Source organism: Paenibacillus sp. ICGEB2008 (assembly GCF_000307675.1).
GTDB lineage: Bacteria > Bacillota > Bacilli > Paenibacillales > Paenibacillaceae > Paenibacillus > Paenibacillus polymyxa.
The window spans coordinates 1-14,611 of the sequence record NZ_AMQU01000001.1 but is presented as its reverse complement, the minus strand read 5'-3'; the positions used below and the strand labels follow the sequence as shown (position 1 = coordinate 14,611).

The following is a 14,611-nucleotide window of genomic DNA, read 5'->3' as shown; positions in this document are numbered from 1 at the left end:
GGGAGAAGCGAAATGACGAATAAGGCATTTAATGCTACATGGTCTGAAAAGCTGTTTGACCTATTCAACCATATTCTCATGGCTCTAATCGTGGTGTTGACGCTGTATCCGTTTCTGAACGTACTAGCGATTTCCCTGAACGATTCGACGGACACGGTTCGTGGCGGTATTTATATATGGCCTCGCCAGTTTACACTCGAAAATTACAAAACGATTTTCCAATACGAGGGCCTGCTTCAGGGTCTACAGGTATCCATTTTACGTACAGTGGTTGGAACGGTGCTGGGACTTATCAGTGCTTCAATGCTTGCATTTACACTCAGTCGGGTTGATTTCCGCGCACGCAAGTTCATATCCACGTTTCTAGCCTTAACGATGTATTTTTCCGGCGGGATGGTGCCTGTGTTTATTTTGATGCGTGATTTGCATTTGCTGGGCACATTCTGGGTGTATATTTTTCCGGGGCTGATCAGCGCGTTTAACGTTTTTGTAATTCGCTCCTTTATGGATGGTTTGCCGTATGCGTTACAGGAGTCTGCCAAGCTGGATGGAGCCAATGACTTTACGATATATTTGAAAGTTATTTTACCACTCTGCAAGCCTGTGCTGGCGACAATTGCTCTTTTTTTGGCGGTAAACCAATGGAACGCATGGTTTGATACGTACTTGTACAACGGAACAGCCGCGCAATGGACAACACTGCAATTTGAGCTGATGAAAATACTGCAAAGTACGCAGCAAGGCGGCGCCAATATGGCGAATAGCAACGATATGGCCAAGCAAATGGCTCAAATTTCGCCAGAGTCGATTAAAATGGCAATCACAATTACCGTTACGCTTCCCATTTTGCTCGTATATCCATTCCTGCAAAAGTATTTTGTAGGCGGTATGACATTGGGAGCTGTTAAATCATAACAGTCAAATCATAGCAATCAATTTACAACGGTAAAATCCTACAAATGCAGGAGGTCTTGAACATGAAAAAACACTGGTCCAGATTTGCACTAATCCCCTTGCTCGCCGTATCACTTGCCACACTCGCAGGATGCGGTGGAAGCGATAAAACAGCGAAGGAAGGCTCATCCAGCGGCACAGATCCGATTACGTTTAGCTTCTTTGGAGCAGATGCAAGCCCGCAATGGAATGGAATGAAGGATGAGGTAGGCAAGGAAATCACCAAGAAAACAGGTGTAACCTTGAATGCGGAATTTGATGTTAGCGGCGGAGGCGGAGATGACCGGATTGCTTTGATGGCAGCAAGTGGAGAATACCCGGACCTGATTTCTCCTAAAGCGAATATTAGCAAGCTTGTGGATGCGGGGGCCATGATTGATCTGACCGATCTGATCAACGATCACGCGCCTAACCTCAAAAAGCTGTACGGCCCCTATATGGATCGGCTGAAATACAGCAATAAAGATCAAGCTATCTATGTTATTCCTACGTATGCAGGGGTCGGACAGGAGAGTTTTGACGCGACGGGAGGATTTGAAATTCAGCATAAGGTGCTTAAGGAGCTGGGATATCCCAAGGTGAAAACCTTACAAGATTTTGAAAACGTACTCAAAACCTATACCGCCAAGCATCCGACAATCAATGACAAAAAGACGATCCCTCTCACGCTGGATGCAGATGACTGGAGATTTATGATTACGGTAACGAACCCTGCTTCCCAGACGACTGGAGCACCGGATGATGGTGAATATTTTATTGATCCCAAAACATTTGAAGCCAAGCTTCATTACAAACGTCCGGAAGAAAAGGAATATTTCCGTTGGTTGAACCACATGTACAATGAGGGGCTGCTCGATAAAGATTCGTTTGTGCAAAAAAGCGATCAATACAAATCCAAAATTGCCAGTGGTCGTGTTCTGGGTCTAATCGACCAGGAGTGGGGTTACCTGGAGGCTGAAAATGCATTAAAAGCGTCAGGTAAGGCTGATGCTAGCTACGCGCATTTTCCAGTTACACTTTCGGACGAATATAAGGATCATTCCTTTCAAGATACAGGCTTTGCGTCCGGTTATGGTGTAGGGATTACGGAAAATTGCAAGGACCCGGTGCGGGCTATTAAATTCCTGGATTATTTAGCTTCCGATGAGGGACAGGTGCTAATGAACTGGGGAATCGAAGGCAAGCATTATGAGATCAAAGACGGCAAACGCGTCATTCCTGCCGATGTATTGGATCAAAAAACGAACAATGCAACCAGCTTCAATAAATCCACTGGAATAGACTTGTACACATTAATGAGCGGACACTATGGGGACGGAGTGAAGGACCCTACGGGTAACTACTACACTGCCAAATTCCCGGAACAAATTATCGCGGCTTATTCGGCGCCAGAGAAAGAATCACTGAAAGCGTATGGCGTAAAAACGTGGAAGGAACTGTTTCCAGGCAAAGAAGAATTTGATGTGAAACCATGGGGCGCAGCCTATAACCTGACGACAGACAATGAATCCAACTATAACGTTACATTCAAAAAAACGACAGACATTATCCGCAAACGTATACCGGAAGCTATTTTAGCACCAGTTTCCAATTTTGATACGGTATACGACAACATGATTAAAGAACTGGATGCCGCTGGGGCTGTCCAAATGGAACAGCAATACACGCAACTGGTGAAGAACAGAGTGGAGTTATGGAGTGGGAAAGCTGCTAAATAGCAAGTCAATGTATCCAAACTTTGAAATCTCGGGGTGACAGAGCGTATGTGCCATGGGCAATTTGGGAGCAGCGCTTTGTCTGACCTTGATGAGGGAGGGTTTGACGTGACGAAAGGTGAAAGGCCACAGTCCCTGCGGTTATGGTATCGCCAGCCTGCTGAGGTGTGGGAGGAAGCATTGCCAGTCGGCAATGGACGCCTGGGTGCCATGGTATTTGGCGGAATCAGAGAGGAGCATTTGCAATTAAACGAGGATACGCTCTGGTCTGGATTTCCCAGAGACGGCGTTCAATATGATGCATTGCGATATTTACAGCCTGCCAGAAAGCTGATTGCAGATGGAAAATACAAGGAAGCAGAGCAGCTGATTAATTCGAACATGCTGGGTCGAGATACAGAAGCCTACCAGCCTTTAGGAGATTTGTGGATTACACAGGAGAACCTAGGGGAGATTGCGCATTATGAACGGGAACTGGATATGCAGACCGGAACGGCAGTGGTCACTTTTCAGAGTGATGGAGTCCACTATACTCGTGAAGTTATCGCTAGTGCACCTGATGGAGTCATAATGGTGTCACTGACTGCGAATAAGGTCCGAAAAATCCATGCATCTGTGCGTATGACTACCCCCCATCCTTGTGAGGATGAAGTTGGAGAGGATGCGCTTGGTGATTCCTCCAAAGGGGCCAACGATAACGATCCATCCGAGGAACCGACCAGAGACTTCATTACGTTGACTGGACGAGCGCCCAGTCATGTGGAATCTAATTATCACGGTGATCATCCACAGTCTGTCGTTTACGAAAATGATTTGGGGATGGCTTTTGCAGTTCAGGCGAGGGTTATTCCCGAGGGAGGAACCTTGACGACGAGGGATGACGGAGCGTTGATCATCTCGGACGCGGATAAAATCACGGTGTATTTGGCAGCGGCTACCGGATTTCGGGGATTTCAGGCTATGCCGAATAGTGATGCAACAGAGTCGGCAGAAGCATGCAAGGTCATTCTAGACGGAGCGATTTCGCTAGGAAGTGAGCAGGTGCGGCAACGCCATGAGCAGGATCACCGGAAGCTGTTTGACCGTGTTGCATTAGAACTGGGAAGTGACACGCTAACTGACGAGTCCGTTCTCCCGACGGATCTGCGATTAGAACGCTATCAGAAAGGTCAGGCAGACCGGGGGCTGGAAGTGCTGTTATTCCAATATGGCCGTTATTTGCTAATGGGCAGTTCACGTCCGGGGAGTCAGCCCGCCAATCTTCAGGGCATCTGGAATGACCGGGTACAGCCGCCGTGGAACAGTAACTATACAACCAATATTAATACACAGATGAACTATTGGCCCGCAGAGGTGTGTAATCTTGCCGAGTGCCATGAGCCATTGCTGCACATGATTGGAGAAGTCGGTCGTACGGGACGCAGGGTCGCTTCCATCAATTATGGGGCTCAAGGATGGACAGCTCACCACAATATTGATGTGTGGCGAAACGCCGGACCGTCAGGTGGCCATGCCAGTTGGGCATTTTGGCCGCTTGGGGGTGTATGGCTAACCGCTCACCTATGGGAGCATTATCTGTTCACCTTGGATACAACCTATTTGGCAGAACAGGCTTATCCGCTTATGAAGGGGGCGGCGGCCTTTTGCTTAGACTGGCTTGTGGAGGTCCTGGATGGTCGGCTTGTAACGTCCCCCTCCACTTCGCCTGAAAATAAATTCATCACGCCCGAAGGCGAGGATTGCAGCATATCCATGGGCTCTACGATGGACATGACGCTGATTCGGGAGCTATTGAGCAACTGTATTCAGGCCGCGGAACTGTTGGAGTTGGACGATGAGTTCCGTAGACGCTGCGAAGAGACACGGGAACGATTAATACCCTATCAAATCGGCCGTCACGGTCAGTTACAGGAATGGATGGTCGATTTTGAGGAAGCGGAGCCTGGGCATCGACATGTTTCGCATCTTTACGGGCTTTACCCCGGCCGACAGATCCATATCCGTGATACTCCAGAGCTGGCTGAGGCGGCTCGCATATCGCTACGCCGCCGGCTCGATCATGGTGGCGGTCATACCGGGTGGAGCTGTGCCTGGTTGATTAACCTGTACGCCCGGCTGGAAGATGGCGACACTGCGCATCGGTATGTTCGCACGTTGCTGTCGCGATCGACCTACCCTAATTTATTCGACGCTCACCCGCCTTTTCAGATCGACGGTAACTTTGGTGCGACGGCAGGCATCGCAGAAATGCTGCTGCAAAGCCGCCCAGGCGAGCTGACGCTATTGCCTGCCCTGCCATCGGCATGGCCGGAGGGACGGGTCAGCGGCTTGAAAGGGCGTGGCGGAATTACGGTCAGCATGGAATGGTCCGGTTCGCGGCTCGTCCGTGCGGAGCTTACCGCATCGGTCCAGACGGGAAGCTGTACGATTCGCAGTGCACATCCGTTTAGCGTTGATGATCGTCGGGCTCAGCCTGATCCCAAGCACGGAGGATTTATTTTGTCATGGACTTTTACCAAAAAGCAGGAAACAACGAATGAATATACGATTATAATTGAGGGAGAGGAAGAGACACAATGACTATTTTTCAATTTCCGCAGGACTTTATGTGGGGTACCGCAACGGCCGCCTACCAAATCGAGGGGGCTTACCAGGAGGATGGAAGAGGGTTGTCGATCTGGGATACCTTTGCCCATACGCCTGGCAAAGTGTTCAACGGTGATAACGGCAATGTAGCTTGTGACAGCTATCATCGTTACGAAGAAGATATCCGTCTCATGAAGGAGCTGGGCATTCGTACATATCGTTTCTCGGTGTCCTGGCCACGTATATTCCCTAATGGTGATGCTGAAGTCAATCAAGAGGGATTGGACTATTATCATCGTGTAGTTGATTTGTTGAATGACAACGGAATTGAACCGTTTTGTACACTGTATCACTGGGATCTGCCTCAGGCGCTACAGGATGCCGGAGGATGGGGAAATCGTCGCACAATTCAGGCATTTGTCCAGTTTGCGGAAACGATGTTCCGTGAGTTTCACGGTAAAATACAGCATTGGCTGACATTCAATGAACCGTGGTGTATCGCCTTTTTATCCAATATGCTGGGAGTTCATGCCCCGGGTCTGACGAATCTCCAGACTGCGATTGATGTAGGACATCATCTGCTGGTTGCGCATGGCCTATCTGTACGCCGATTCCGCGAGCTTGGCACCAGTGGCCAGATCGGTATCGCCCCAAATGTCTCCTGGGCTGTTCCTTACAGCACTTCTGAGGAAGATAAAGCGGCTTGTGCACGCACGATTTCCCTGCACAGTGACTGGTTTCTCCAGCCTATTTATCAAGGCTCGTATCCTCAGTTTTTGGTAGACTGGTTTGCGGAACAGGGAGCCACCGTACCTATACAAGATGGAGATATGGACATTATCGGTGAGCCAATTGATATGATTGGTATCAATTATTATAGTATGTCGGTTAATCGATTTAATCCGGAGGCAGGATTTCTTCAATCTGAAGAAATCAATATGGGACTACCTGTAACAGATATCGGCTGGCCGGTGGAGTCACGTGGGCTGTATGAGGTACTACATTATTTGCAAAAATACGGTAACATCGATATTTACATCACAGAGAACGGGGCTTGTATCAATGATGAGGTCGTAAACGGAAAGGTGCAAGATGATCGTCGAATTTCCTACATGCAGCAGCATTTGGTGCAGGTGCACCGGGCAATTCATGATGGTCTTCATGTTAAAGGCTATATGGCATGGTCACTTTTGGACAATTTTGAGTGGGCAGAGGGGTATAATATGAGATTTGGCATGATTCATGTCGATTTTCGCACACAGGTCCGCACTCCCAAGGAAAGTTACTATTGGTATCGAAATGTAGTAAGTAATAACTGGTTGGAGACTAGACGCTAAACAAAGAGAAATGATCTGAATATAAAGCAAATTTAGGTCTGCCTCCGCTCCCGTTTGTTTAAATAGGAGGTCCTCTGGGGTAATAATAACCAAGATGAATTACAGATGGTTCTAGTATATAGAGACCGGCAGGAATAAAAAAATAAAAAATGTGCATACTGAAAAAAATACCTGACGAGGGCACTTTTTAACCATTTTAAACTAGAGGGAGTGGAGGGTATGGCTTCGAATTTTAGAAAATCAGGATCAAGGGATAACCAAATGAGCCGCACGGTATCTATTATTTCTTTGATCGCTTGCATTGTAGGTATTATTCTTATTTTGCTTGATATAGGAAATTTAACCGATCGTAATATCTATCTAATGACAGGCATTGGCGCCTTTGCTGCCGGAATTTTCATTTTTCTAATCGGGAAATCATTTGTCATTGCCCGCAAGAAGGAAGACCAAGAGAACGGACATCGTTAATACAATTGAAAATATGATGTAAAACTGATAACGAAAACAACAGCGCGGGGCTTCGAGCAGTGTAGGATGATAACTGTAAGGAGTCCCGATTTTTGCTTTAGTATAGCTTTTTTAAGATACTTCAAGATGCATAATTAACGTTTTTATATGTCATTTTAGAATTAAAAAGAAATTTTGAATTTGCAAGAGAAATTTTATTTTTAGAGATGTTTTTCACAAAAATCGGACAAATAATCGACAATTCTGTTAACAATAAAAAAAAGTGGCCGCTTTTCTGCTATCTTATATAAGGGCAACATTACAGGAGTTCGTTAGTTTTGAGTAATTTACTATTTTAAGGAGAGGGGAACAACATGAACAAAAAACCAAAAGCGATTATTGCGTTGGTTTTGACCGTGCTCACGGTAGCATTGCTCATCTGGACGTGTTTTTATGCTGGCGGAAAATACGTTGTTTTCGATCCGAAAGGACCAATTGGGCAAGCACAAAAAGAGCTGATCATTCTTACAACTGCATTGTCTGCGCTTATAATTGTACCGGTTATGATTTTGACCTTCTTCATCGTTTGGCGGTATCGCGACACACCAACAAACAAGGTGAAGTATCAACCCCATTGGGATGACAGCAAAAAGCTGGAAACCACATGGTGGGCTATTCCGATTATCGTTATCTGTATTATTGCGGTCATCACTGCGAGATATACCTACATGCTGGAGCCTTCCAAGCCGATTGCAAGCACGCAAAAGCCAGTAACGATTCAAGTAACCTCATTGGACTGGAAATGGCTCTTTATGTACCCAGAGGAAGGTATAGCTACAGTTAACCAAGTTCACATTCCTAAAGGTGTTCCAGTCCGTTTTGAACTGACTGCTGACGCTCCGATGAACTCGTTCTGGATTCCGCAATTGGGCGGTCAAATCTACACCATGTCAGGCATGGCCATGAAACTGCATTTGCAGGCCGATCACGAAGGAACTTACTTTGGCTCGGGTGCAAACTTTAGCGGTGAGCATTTTGGACAAATGCGTTTTGATGTAGAAGTCCAGTCGGATGAAGAGTATAAAAACTGGGTCGCTGACATCAAGAAGCAGTCTAAGCCGCTGACGAAAGACGGCTATTTGGCGCTTGCAAAACCAGGTTTGTCCCAGCCTGATGAGTATTCTTCGATTCCAGACGGCTTGTTCAAAGAGATTGTCAACAAGTATGTAGTGGAAGGCTCTTCTAACCCCCATGCTGGACATGGTGAAGCTACATCCACAGAAGATTCATCCAAGACCGGCACAGAAGAGCATGCCGAAATGGATATGAGTCATATGAATATGAGCGGACACAATTAAAATGATTATAGGGAAGGAGGCCCCCAATGCTTGACAAAATAAAAGAGTTTGCATCCACTTTCTTCGTTACTGGAGACCCGATGATCTATGGAGCGGACGTTTCCATCGCACTAGCAACGATCGGGATCGTGTTTGTGCTCACTTATTTCAAAAAATGGGGCTGGCTTTGGAAAAACTGGTTGACTACGGTTGACCATAAAAAAGTCGGTATTATGTATATTCTTGCGGCCATCTTGATGTTATTCCGCGGAGGCGTGGATGCATTATTGATGCGTATTCAACTTGCTACACCTGATGTGACACTCTTACATCCTGAGCATTACAACCAGATTTTTACAACTCACGGCACAATCATGATCTTGTTTATGGCGATGCCGTTGATGTTTGGTTTGTTTAACATCGCCGTACCCCTTCAAATTGGTGCGCGCGACGTTGCGTTTCCTTTCCTGAACGCATTGAGCTTCTGGCTTTTCTTTATGGGTGCGATGTTGTTCAACTTGTCCTTCGTTATTGGCGGTTCGCCAGATGCAGGCTGGTTGAGTTATCCACCGCTCTCAGAACTGCAATTTAGTCCTGGCGTCGGTCAGAACTTCTATATCTGGGGTATTCAGATTTCCGGTATAGGTTCATTGGCTACAGGGATCAACTTTATTGTTACCATCATTAAAATGCGTGCACCTGGTATGACTTGGATGAAAATGCCTGTCTTTACGTGGTCCGTATTTTCATCATGTGTTATTATCATTTTCGCGTTCCCGATTCTGACGGTTACTTTAGCTTTGCTATTCCTTGACCGCTTTGGAGGAGGACACTTCTTTACCCTTGATTTCGGCGGTAACCCGATGATGTATATCAACTTGATCTGGATGTGGGGTCACCCTGAGGTATACATTGTAGTATTGCCAGCCTTCGGTATTTATTCCGAGGTTATCAGCGTATTCTCTAAAAAGAAATTGTTTGGTTACAAATCCATGGTTTACGCCATGTTCATTATTGCGATCCTGTCTTTCTTCACGTGGGCGCATCACTTCTTCACAATGGGATCAGGCGCAGATGTTAATGCATTCTTTGCGATTTCGACGATGGTTATCGCAATACCGACAGGGGTTAAAGTATTTAACTGGCTGTTCACGATGTACCGGGGTAAACTCGAATTTAAAACTCCGATGATGTGGTCTATTGCATTTATTCCGAACTTCCTGATTGCAGGTTTGACGGGCGTCATGTTATCTGTAGCGCCTGCGGACTTCCAGTTCCATAACAGTTACTTCCTGATCGCTCACTTTCACTCTGCTCTGATTGGTGGGGTAGTGTTCGGTTACCTGGCAGGTCTGTACTACTGGTGGCCAAAAATGTTCGGTTTCACATTGCCTGAAACGCCTGGTAAATGGGCTTTCTGGTTCTGGAATATTGGTTTCTATGTATGTTTCATTCCGCAATATTCCCTCGGTCTGATGGGTATGACACGTCGTCTAAGCACTTACGGCTGGGATACTGGCTGGCAGCCGCTTAACATGGTGTCAACCGTTGGGGCATTCCTGATGGGGATTGGTTTCTTGTTCCAGGTTCTTCAAATTCTTCTGGGTATCAAAAATTACCGCAAGCTGAAGGATACAACTGGCGACCCTTGGGGTGGTCACACGTTGGAATGGTCAATTCCTTCACCTGCACCGGAATACAATTTTGCTACCATTCCGCAAGTAGAAGAACGCGATGACTGGTGGGCAGAAAAAGATAAACGTGCAAAAGGTATCTTCAGAAAGCAACCGCCAATTGAAGCGATTCATATGCCGAAAAACTCGGCGATTCCATTCATTATGTCGGTATTCTTTTTCATTGCAGGTTTCGGTTTCGTATTTGGATGGTCGTTCTTCTATATTCCAGGGCTGATCGGCGTAGCAATTTGTATGATTTGCCGTTCGTTCTTCTCTTATGATGGCGACTACTATATCCCTGCGGATGAAGTAAAACGCACGGAAGCGGCAATAAGGGGGTCTGTATAATGGCACAAGCAGCAGCACATCACAGCCATGATCATGACCACGGGCATCACGATCCGCAAGAATTGAAGATGCTTGGTTTTTGGATCTTCCTCGTAACGGACGTAATCCTGTTCAGTACCTTGTTCGCAACCTTCGTCGTCCTTCGGAACAACACAGCCGGAGGACCAGGTGGCGCAGAGCTGTTTAACATGACGGGCGTTATTATTGAAACGTTCCTCTTGCTCACAAGCAGCTTCACAAGTGGTCTGGCTGTGTTGGCTATGAACAAAGGAAGCATGAAGGGATTAATCAACTGGTTAATCGTGACGGCAATCCTGGGTCTTGGTTTTATCGGTTTTGAAGTTTACGAGTTTGTTGAAATCGTACATGAAGGTGCTAATTTTGGAACCAGTGCGTTCTTGTCGGCATTCTTCACCTTGGTCGGAACACACGGACTTCACGTTTCGTTAGGTCTGGTTTGGATGATTGGACTTATGTTCCAGTTGAAAAAACGCGGACTTACTCCAGAGACGAAGGGCAAAGTTTCGGCATTGAGCTTGTACTGGCACTTTTTGGACGCTGTCTGGATCTTCTTGCTGACAGTTGTCTATTTGATGGGGGTGATGTAGATGGCACAGCATCAATCAGGAGCAGGTTCGCATGGTCATGATGATTCTCACGGTTCAGTGAAATCCTATGTTATCGGATTTATTCTGTCCATCGTACTGACCATCATTCCTCTCGGCGTGGTTATGAATCATATGTTGAGCCGCACTTCGACGATGGTTGTTATTTTAGCCGCGGCAGTGCTGCAATTTCTGGTTCAGCTATTCTTCTTCATGCACATTCGTGAAAGCAATGGACCACGTTGGAATGTGATGACTTTAATCTTTGGTATAGTGATCCTGTTGACCGTCGTTGGCGGTTCTGTATGGATTATGGAATACAACATGGTAGCACACTAATAAATAACACAAAGAGGAAGCGGCTCTATGCCGCTTCTTCTTTTTTTGTAAAGGGCCTGCTGAAATTAAACTGTGGCTTCTTGAACTCAAGTTTGCATGTGTGTAAAATGGAATTGTATAACAGAAGAGTGAAAAAGATAATACTAATGGAGAGTGAGGAAAACGTCATGAACACCGAAATATTGTTTAAACCTTTTAAGATAGGTAACTTATCGCTTCCCAATCGGATCGTTATGGCTCCCATGACACGAAATTTTTCTCCCCAAGGTGTTCCAGGACCTGAGGTTGCTGCGTATTATCGTCGTCGTGCGGAAAATGCTGTTGGATTGATTGTTACGGAGGGAACGGCTATCAATCATCCCGCAGCTGTGGAGCATACAGGCATCCCTAACTTTTATGGTGAAGGGTTACAGGGGTGGGCCAAGGTAGTAGAGGAGGTCCATGCGGCAGGTGGCAAAATTATACCGCAGCTTTGGCATGTGGGTACGGCCCGGAAAATAGGTGCGGATAACCAACCGAATCCCGAGGCATTGCCTGTCGGTCCTTCGGGTATTTCTCCCGCCGGTGAAAAGGTAGTTGAGCCATTGACGGAGGCGGAAATTGCGGATATCATCGCAGCCTTTGCTCAGGCCGCTACCGATGCCAAGCAGGTGGGGTTTGACGGCATTGAACTTCATGGAGCGCATGGCTATTTAATAGATCAATTTTTTTGGGATAAAACCAATAAGCGTACCGATCAATATGGAGGCGATTTGGTTCAGCGGACCCGGTTTGCGGTCGAGGTTATTGAAGCTTGTCGCCGTGCAGTGGGTCCGGATTTTCCAATTGTACTGCGATTCTCCCAGTGGAAGATGTACCATTATGGAGAAAAGCTGGCACAGACACCACAGGAACTTGAACAGTTTCTTGCTCCATTAGTGAAGGCCGGAGTGGATGTATTCCATTGTTCAAGTCGCCGTTTCTGGGAACCGGAATTTGAAGGCTCAGATCTAAATCTGGCAGCTTGGACGAAAAAGATAACAGGCAAGCCAGTGATTACGGTGGGATCTGTTGGTTTGGAGAAGGCCTTTCTGAGTGATCTGGAAAAAAATAATAGTCTTCAGACTGAGCAATTCAGTAGTGTAGAGGCTCGATTAGAACAACTCATGGGGCTAGTAGAACGAGAGGAAGTTGATCTGGTTGCAGTCGGACGTGCATTGCTGGTTGATCCGGCATTTGCAGTAAAATTGCGTGACCAACAGATAAAAGAGATAATTCCATACAATGACGAAGTATTAAAAACGTTGAATTAAGCAAATTTTGGTTGCAGGGCAAGCTGTAATATAAGCTATTCGTAAATTCTACGAATTTGCTATAATAGAAGCATCAAGTCGAAATACACGGGGTGAAAAGGATGAATTCTGAAACGGAAGCTTTGGATTGCGAGCCGGCTTGTCACGGTTCAGATCAGGAAATTGAGCGCATAAAATCTTCCCTTGTTGAGGATTCCATCGCATACAAAATGTCGGAGCTGTTTAAGGCGCTGGGTGACCCGACACGGATTAAGCTGATTTATGCCCTGGCCCAAAAGGAACTGTGTGTTCATGATTTAACACAGGTGTTGAACATGGGCCAATCTGCGGTATCCCACCAGCTTCGTTATTTGCGCAACCTGCGTATTGTCAAACGACGCAAGGAAGGCAAGACAGTGTTTTATTCACTGGATGATAATCATGTGGAGCAGATTTTTTTGCAAACCCATCAGCACATATCACATCAATGATTTTTGACAAACCAACAGCAGGGCGCCAAGCAATTGGCGCTCTTTTGGTGCTTGTCCATTGAAGTCGATTTTTTTTGTTAATAAGGGCTATGATCATTGACTTTTACCCCTAAACCTGAATATAATGACCTTAACAAATAATATATGAACAGTTGCTCATATATAGCTAATTGGAGGCCAATTATTATGGATGCTCTAAAAAGAAATGAACGGCATGAATGGATTTTGGAAGGTTTGGATTGCGCCAACTGTGCTCTCAAGATTGAAAATGGAGTCAGTAAAATAGAAGGGGTCTTGGATTGCTCGGTAAATTTTGTAACAAAAACGTTGACGATGACCACAACTTCGGATCAAAAAGAAGAGGTTTTTCGCCAAGCGGAACGGAAGGTTCACAGACTTGAGCCTCATGTTCGGATGGTTGCCAAACGTGCCGGTGGACGCCTGCGCGAAGACAGCCGAAGCAGCGTTGGTGCCACACAGGCAAGCTGCACAGAGGATTACGCATGTGGTCATGAGCATGATGGTGAAGGACATAATCACAATGATGGACAGCATGGTGCTCACAGTCATGGTGGCCACAGCCAAGAAGCGCATGGCGCGCACGATGGGCACGACCACGGTAATCATACACACGTACATCACAATCATCATGCAGTGAACGATCATGGTGAAGCTACCCATGCTCACTCACATTCGCACTCGCATAATGATGATAGCCATGCCGGGCATACGCATGATCATGGTACGGACGGTATGCGCCGTATGATTGCGCGTCTGTCCATAGGAGCGGTTATTGCTGCTGTTGCCTGGTGGTTACCTGTTGAAGGTATGGGCAAGCTGGCTCTATTTTTAGTGGCATATATCATCGTTGGCGGTGATGTTGTCTTGCAGGCTGCACGTAGCTTGGTGCGTGGAATGGCCTTTGACGAGTATTTCCTGATGACGCTGGCTACGGTGGGTGCATTTGCTATTGGGGAATACCCCGAAGGCGTAGCTGTCATGTTCTTTTATCAAATCGGAGAGCTATTCCAAGGCATTGCGGTTAACCGTTCACGCAAGTCCATCAGCGATCTGATGGATATTAGACCAGACTATGCCAACCTGAAGACCGCTGAGTCCGTACGGAGGGTGTCTCCAGAAGAGGTCCGTATTGGAGATTTGATAGTGATCAAGCCGGGTGAGAAGATCCCGCTGGATGGTAAGGTTGTAGAAGGTAAATCGCATGTTGATACCTCGGCGTTGACCGGTGAATCTGTGCCTCGTACCGTTGAGCCGGGAAGCAGTGTGATGAGTGGATTTGTGAACACGAATGGACTTCTGACGGTAGAGGTCAGCAAGGAATTTAGTGAATCTGCGGTCTCCAAAATTTTGGAACTGGTGCAAAATGCGAAGTGCCAAAAAAGCGCCGAACTGAAAAGTTTAATTCACGAAATTTTCCAGATATTAATACTCCTGTAGTTGGTTATTGTGAGCTGTTTGTTGTTGGCAGTTGTTCCTCGCTTGTT

At 46.4% G+C, this 14,611-nt stretch carries 11 protein-coding genes and 1 pseudogene; all 12 read left to right on the top strand.

Features of this window, described 5'->3' with window-relative positions; genetic code table 11:
* Positions 1 to 12: 12 nt before the first annotated feature.
* A complete protein-coding gene (locus C400_RS0100060) occupies positions 13 to 915 on the top strand; it encodes a carbohydrate ABC transporter permease (RefSeq protein WP_017425535.1) in 903 nt (300 codons plus the stop codon).
* Between the two features lie 62 nt (positions 916 to 977).
* Complete coding sequence (locus C400_RS0100055) at positions 978 to 2,672, top strand: ABC transporter substrate-binding protein (protein WP_017425534.1); 1,695 nt, start codon at positions 978 to 980, stop codon at positions 2,670 to 2,672.
* Positions 2,673 to 2,777: 105 nt separating this feature from the next.
* A complete protein-coding gene (locus C400_RS0100050) occupies positions 2,778 to 5,249 on the top strand; it encodes a glycoside hydrolase family 95 protein (RefSeq protein ID WP_017425533.1) in 2,472 nt (823 codons plus the stop codon).
* Positions 5,246 to 6,592, top strand: coding sequence for a GH1 family beta-glucosidase (locus C400_RS0100045; RefSeq protein WP_017425532.1), 1,347 nt, complete (start codon positions 5,246 to 5,248; stop codon positions 6,590 to 6,592). The genes C400_RS0100050 and C400_RS0100045 overlap by 4 nt, the downstream gene beginning before the upstream one ends.
* 219 nt (positions 6,593 to 6,811) lie before the next feature.
* A complete protein-coding gene (locus C400_RS0100040; protein ID WP_017425531.1) occupies positions 6,812 to 7,060 on the top strand; it encodes a hypothetical protein in 249 nt (82 codons plus the stop codon).
* Positions 7,061 to 7,413: 353 nt separating this feature from the next.
* On the top strand, positions 7,414 to 8,397 hold the full coding sequence (cyoA, locus tag C400_RS0100035; protein ID WP_016820326.1) for a ubiquinol oxidase subunit II: 984 nt from the start codon (positions 7,414 to 7,416) through the stop codon (positions 8,395 to 8,397).
* Positions 8,398 to 8,423: 26 nt separating this feature from the next.
* Positions 8,424 to 10,400 (top strand): cbb3-type cytochrome c oxidase subunit I, encoded by a 1,977-nt coding sequence (locus C400_RS0100030; protein WP_013373105.1) that lies wholly within the window; start codon positions 8,424 to 8,426, stop codon positions 10,398 to 10,400.
* The gene (gene cyoC, locus C400_RS0100025; RefSeq protein ID WP_016820325.1) at positions 10,400 to 11,008 is read left to right on the top strand and encodes a cytochrome o ubiquinol oxidase subunit III; all 609 of its coding nucleotides are present in this window, start codon (positions 10,400 to 10,402) and stop codon (positions 11,006 to 11,008) included. Before C400_RS0100030 ends, cyoC begins: the two co-directional genes overlap by 1 nt.
* Positions 11,009 to 11,344, top strand: coding sequence for a cytochrome o ubiquinol oxidase subunit IV (gene cyoD / locus C400_RS0100020; RefSeq protein ID WP_016820324.1), 336 nt, complete (start codon positions 11,009 to 11,011; stop codon positions 11,342 to 11,344). It begins immediately after the preceding gene.
* A 167-nt stretch (positions 11,345 to 11,511) separates the two neighbouring features.
* A complete protein-coding gene (locus C400_RS0100015) occupies positions 11,512 to 12,636 on the top strand; it encodes an NADH:flavin oxidoreductase (protein WP_196772410.1) in 1,125 nt (374 codons plus the stop codon).
* A gap of 101 nt (positions 12,637 to 12,737) precedes the next feature.
* Positions 12,738 to 13,106, top strand: coding sequence for an ArsR/SmtB family transcription factor (locus tag C400_RS0100010; protein WP_007432172.1), 369 nt, complete (start codon positions 12,738 to 12,740; stop codon positions 13,104 to 13,106).
* Between the two features lie 186 nt (positions 13,107 to 13,292).
* Positions 13,293 to 14,611, top strand: a pseudogene (locus C400_RS0100005) (P-type ATPase); the annotation flags it as partial.

What these genes read in the sequence shown, in the direction of transcription:
- C400_RS0100060 (WP_017425535.1), top strand. Translation starts at nt 13, where the DNA reads ATGACGAATAAGGCATTTAATGCTACATGGTCTGAAAAGCTGTTTGAC.
- C400_RS0100055 (WP_017425534.1), top strand. Translation starts at nt 978, where the DNA reads ATGAAAAAACACTGGTCCAGATTTGCACTAATCCCCTTGCTCGCCGTA.
- C400_RS0100045 (WP_017425532.1), top strand. Translation starts at nt 5,246, where the DNA reads ATGACTATTTTTCAATTTCCGCAGGACTTTATGTGGGGTACCGCAACG.
- C400_RS0100040 (WP_017425531.1), top strand. Translation starts at nt 6,812, where the DNA reads ATGGCTTCGAATTTTAGAAAATCAGGATCAAGGGATAACCAAATGAGC.
- cyoA (WP_016820326.1), top strand. Translation starts at nt 7,414, where the DNA reads ATGAACAAAAAACCAAAAGCGATTATTGCGTTGGTTTTGACCGTGCTC.
- C400_RS0100030 (WP_013373105.1), top strand. Translation starts at nt 8,424, where the DNA reads ATGCTTGACAAAATAAAAGAGTTTGCATCCACTTTCTTCGTTACTGGA.
- cyoC (WP_016820325.1), top strand. Translation starts at nt 10,400, where the DNA reads ATGGCACAAGCAGCAGCACATCACAGCCATGATCATGACCACGGGCAT.
- cyoD (WP_016820324.1), top strand. Translation starts at nt 11,009, where the DNA reads ATGGCACAGCATCAATCAGGAGCAGGTTCGCATGGTCATGATGATTCT.
- C400_RS0100015 (WP_196772410.1), top strand. Translation starts at nt 11,512, where the DNA reads ATGAACACCGAAATATTGTTTAAACCTTTTAAGATAGGTAACTTATCG.
- C400_RS0100010 (WP_007432172.1), top strand. Translation starts at nt 12,738, where the DNA reads ATGAATTCTGAAACGGAAGCTTTGGATTGCGAGCCGGCTTGTCACGGT.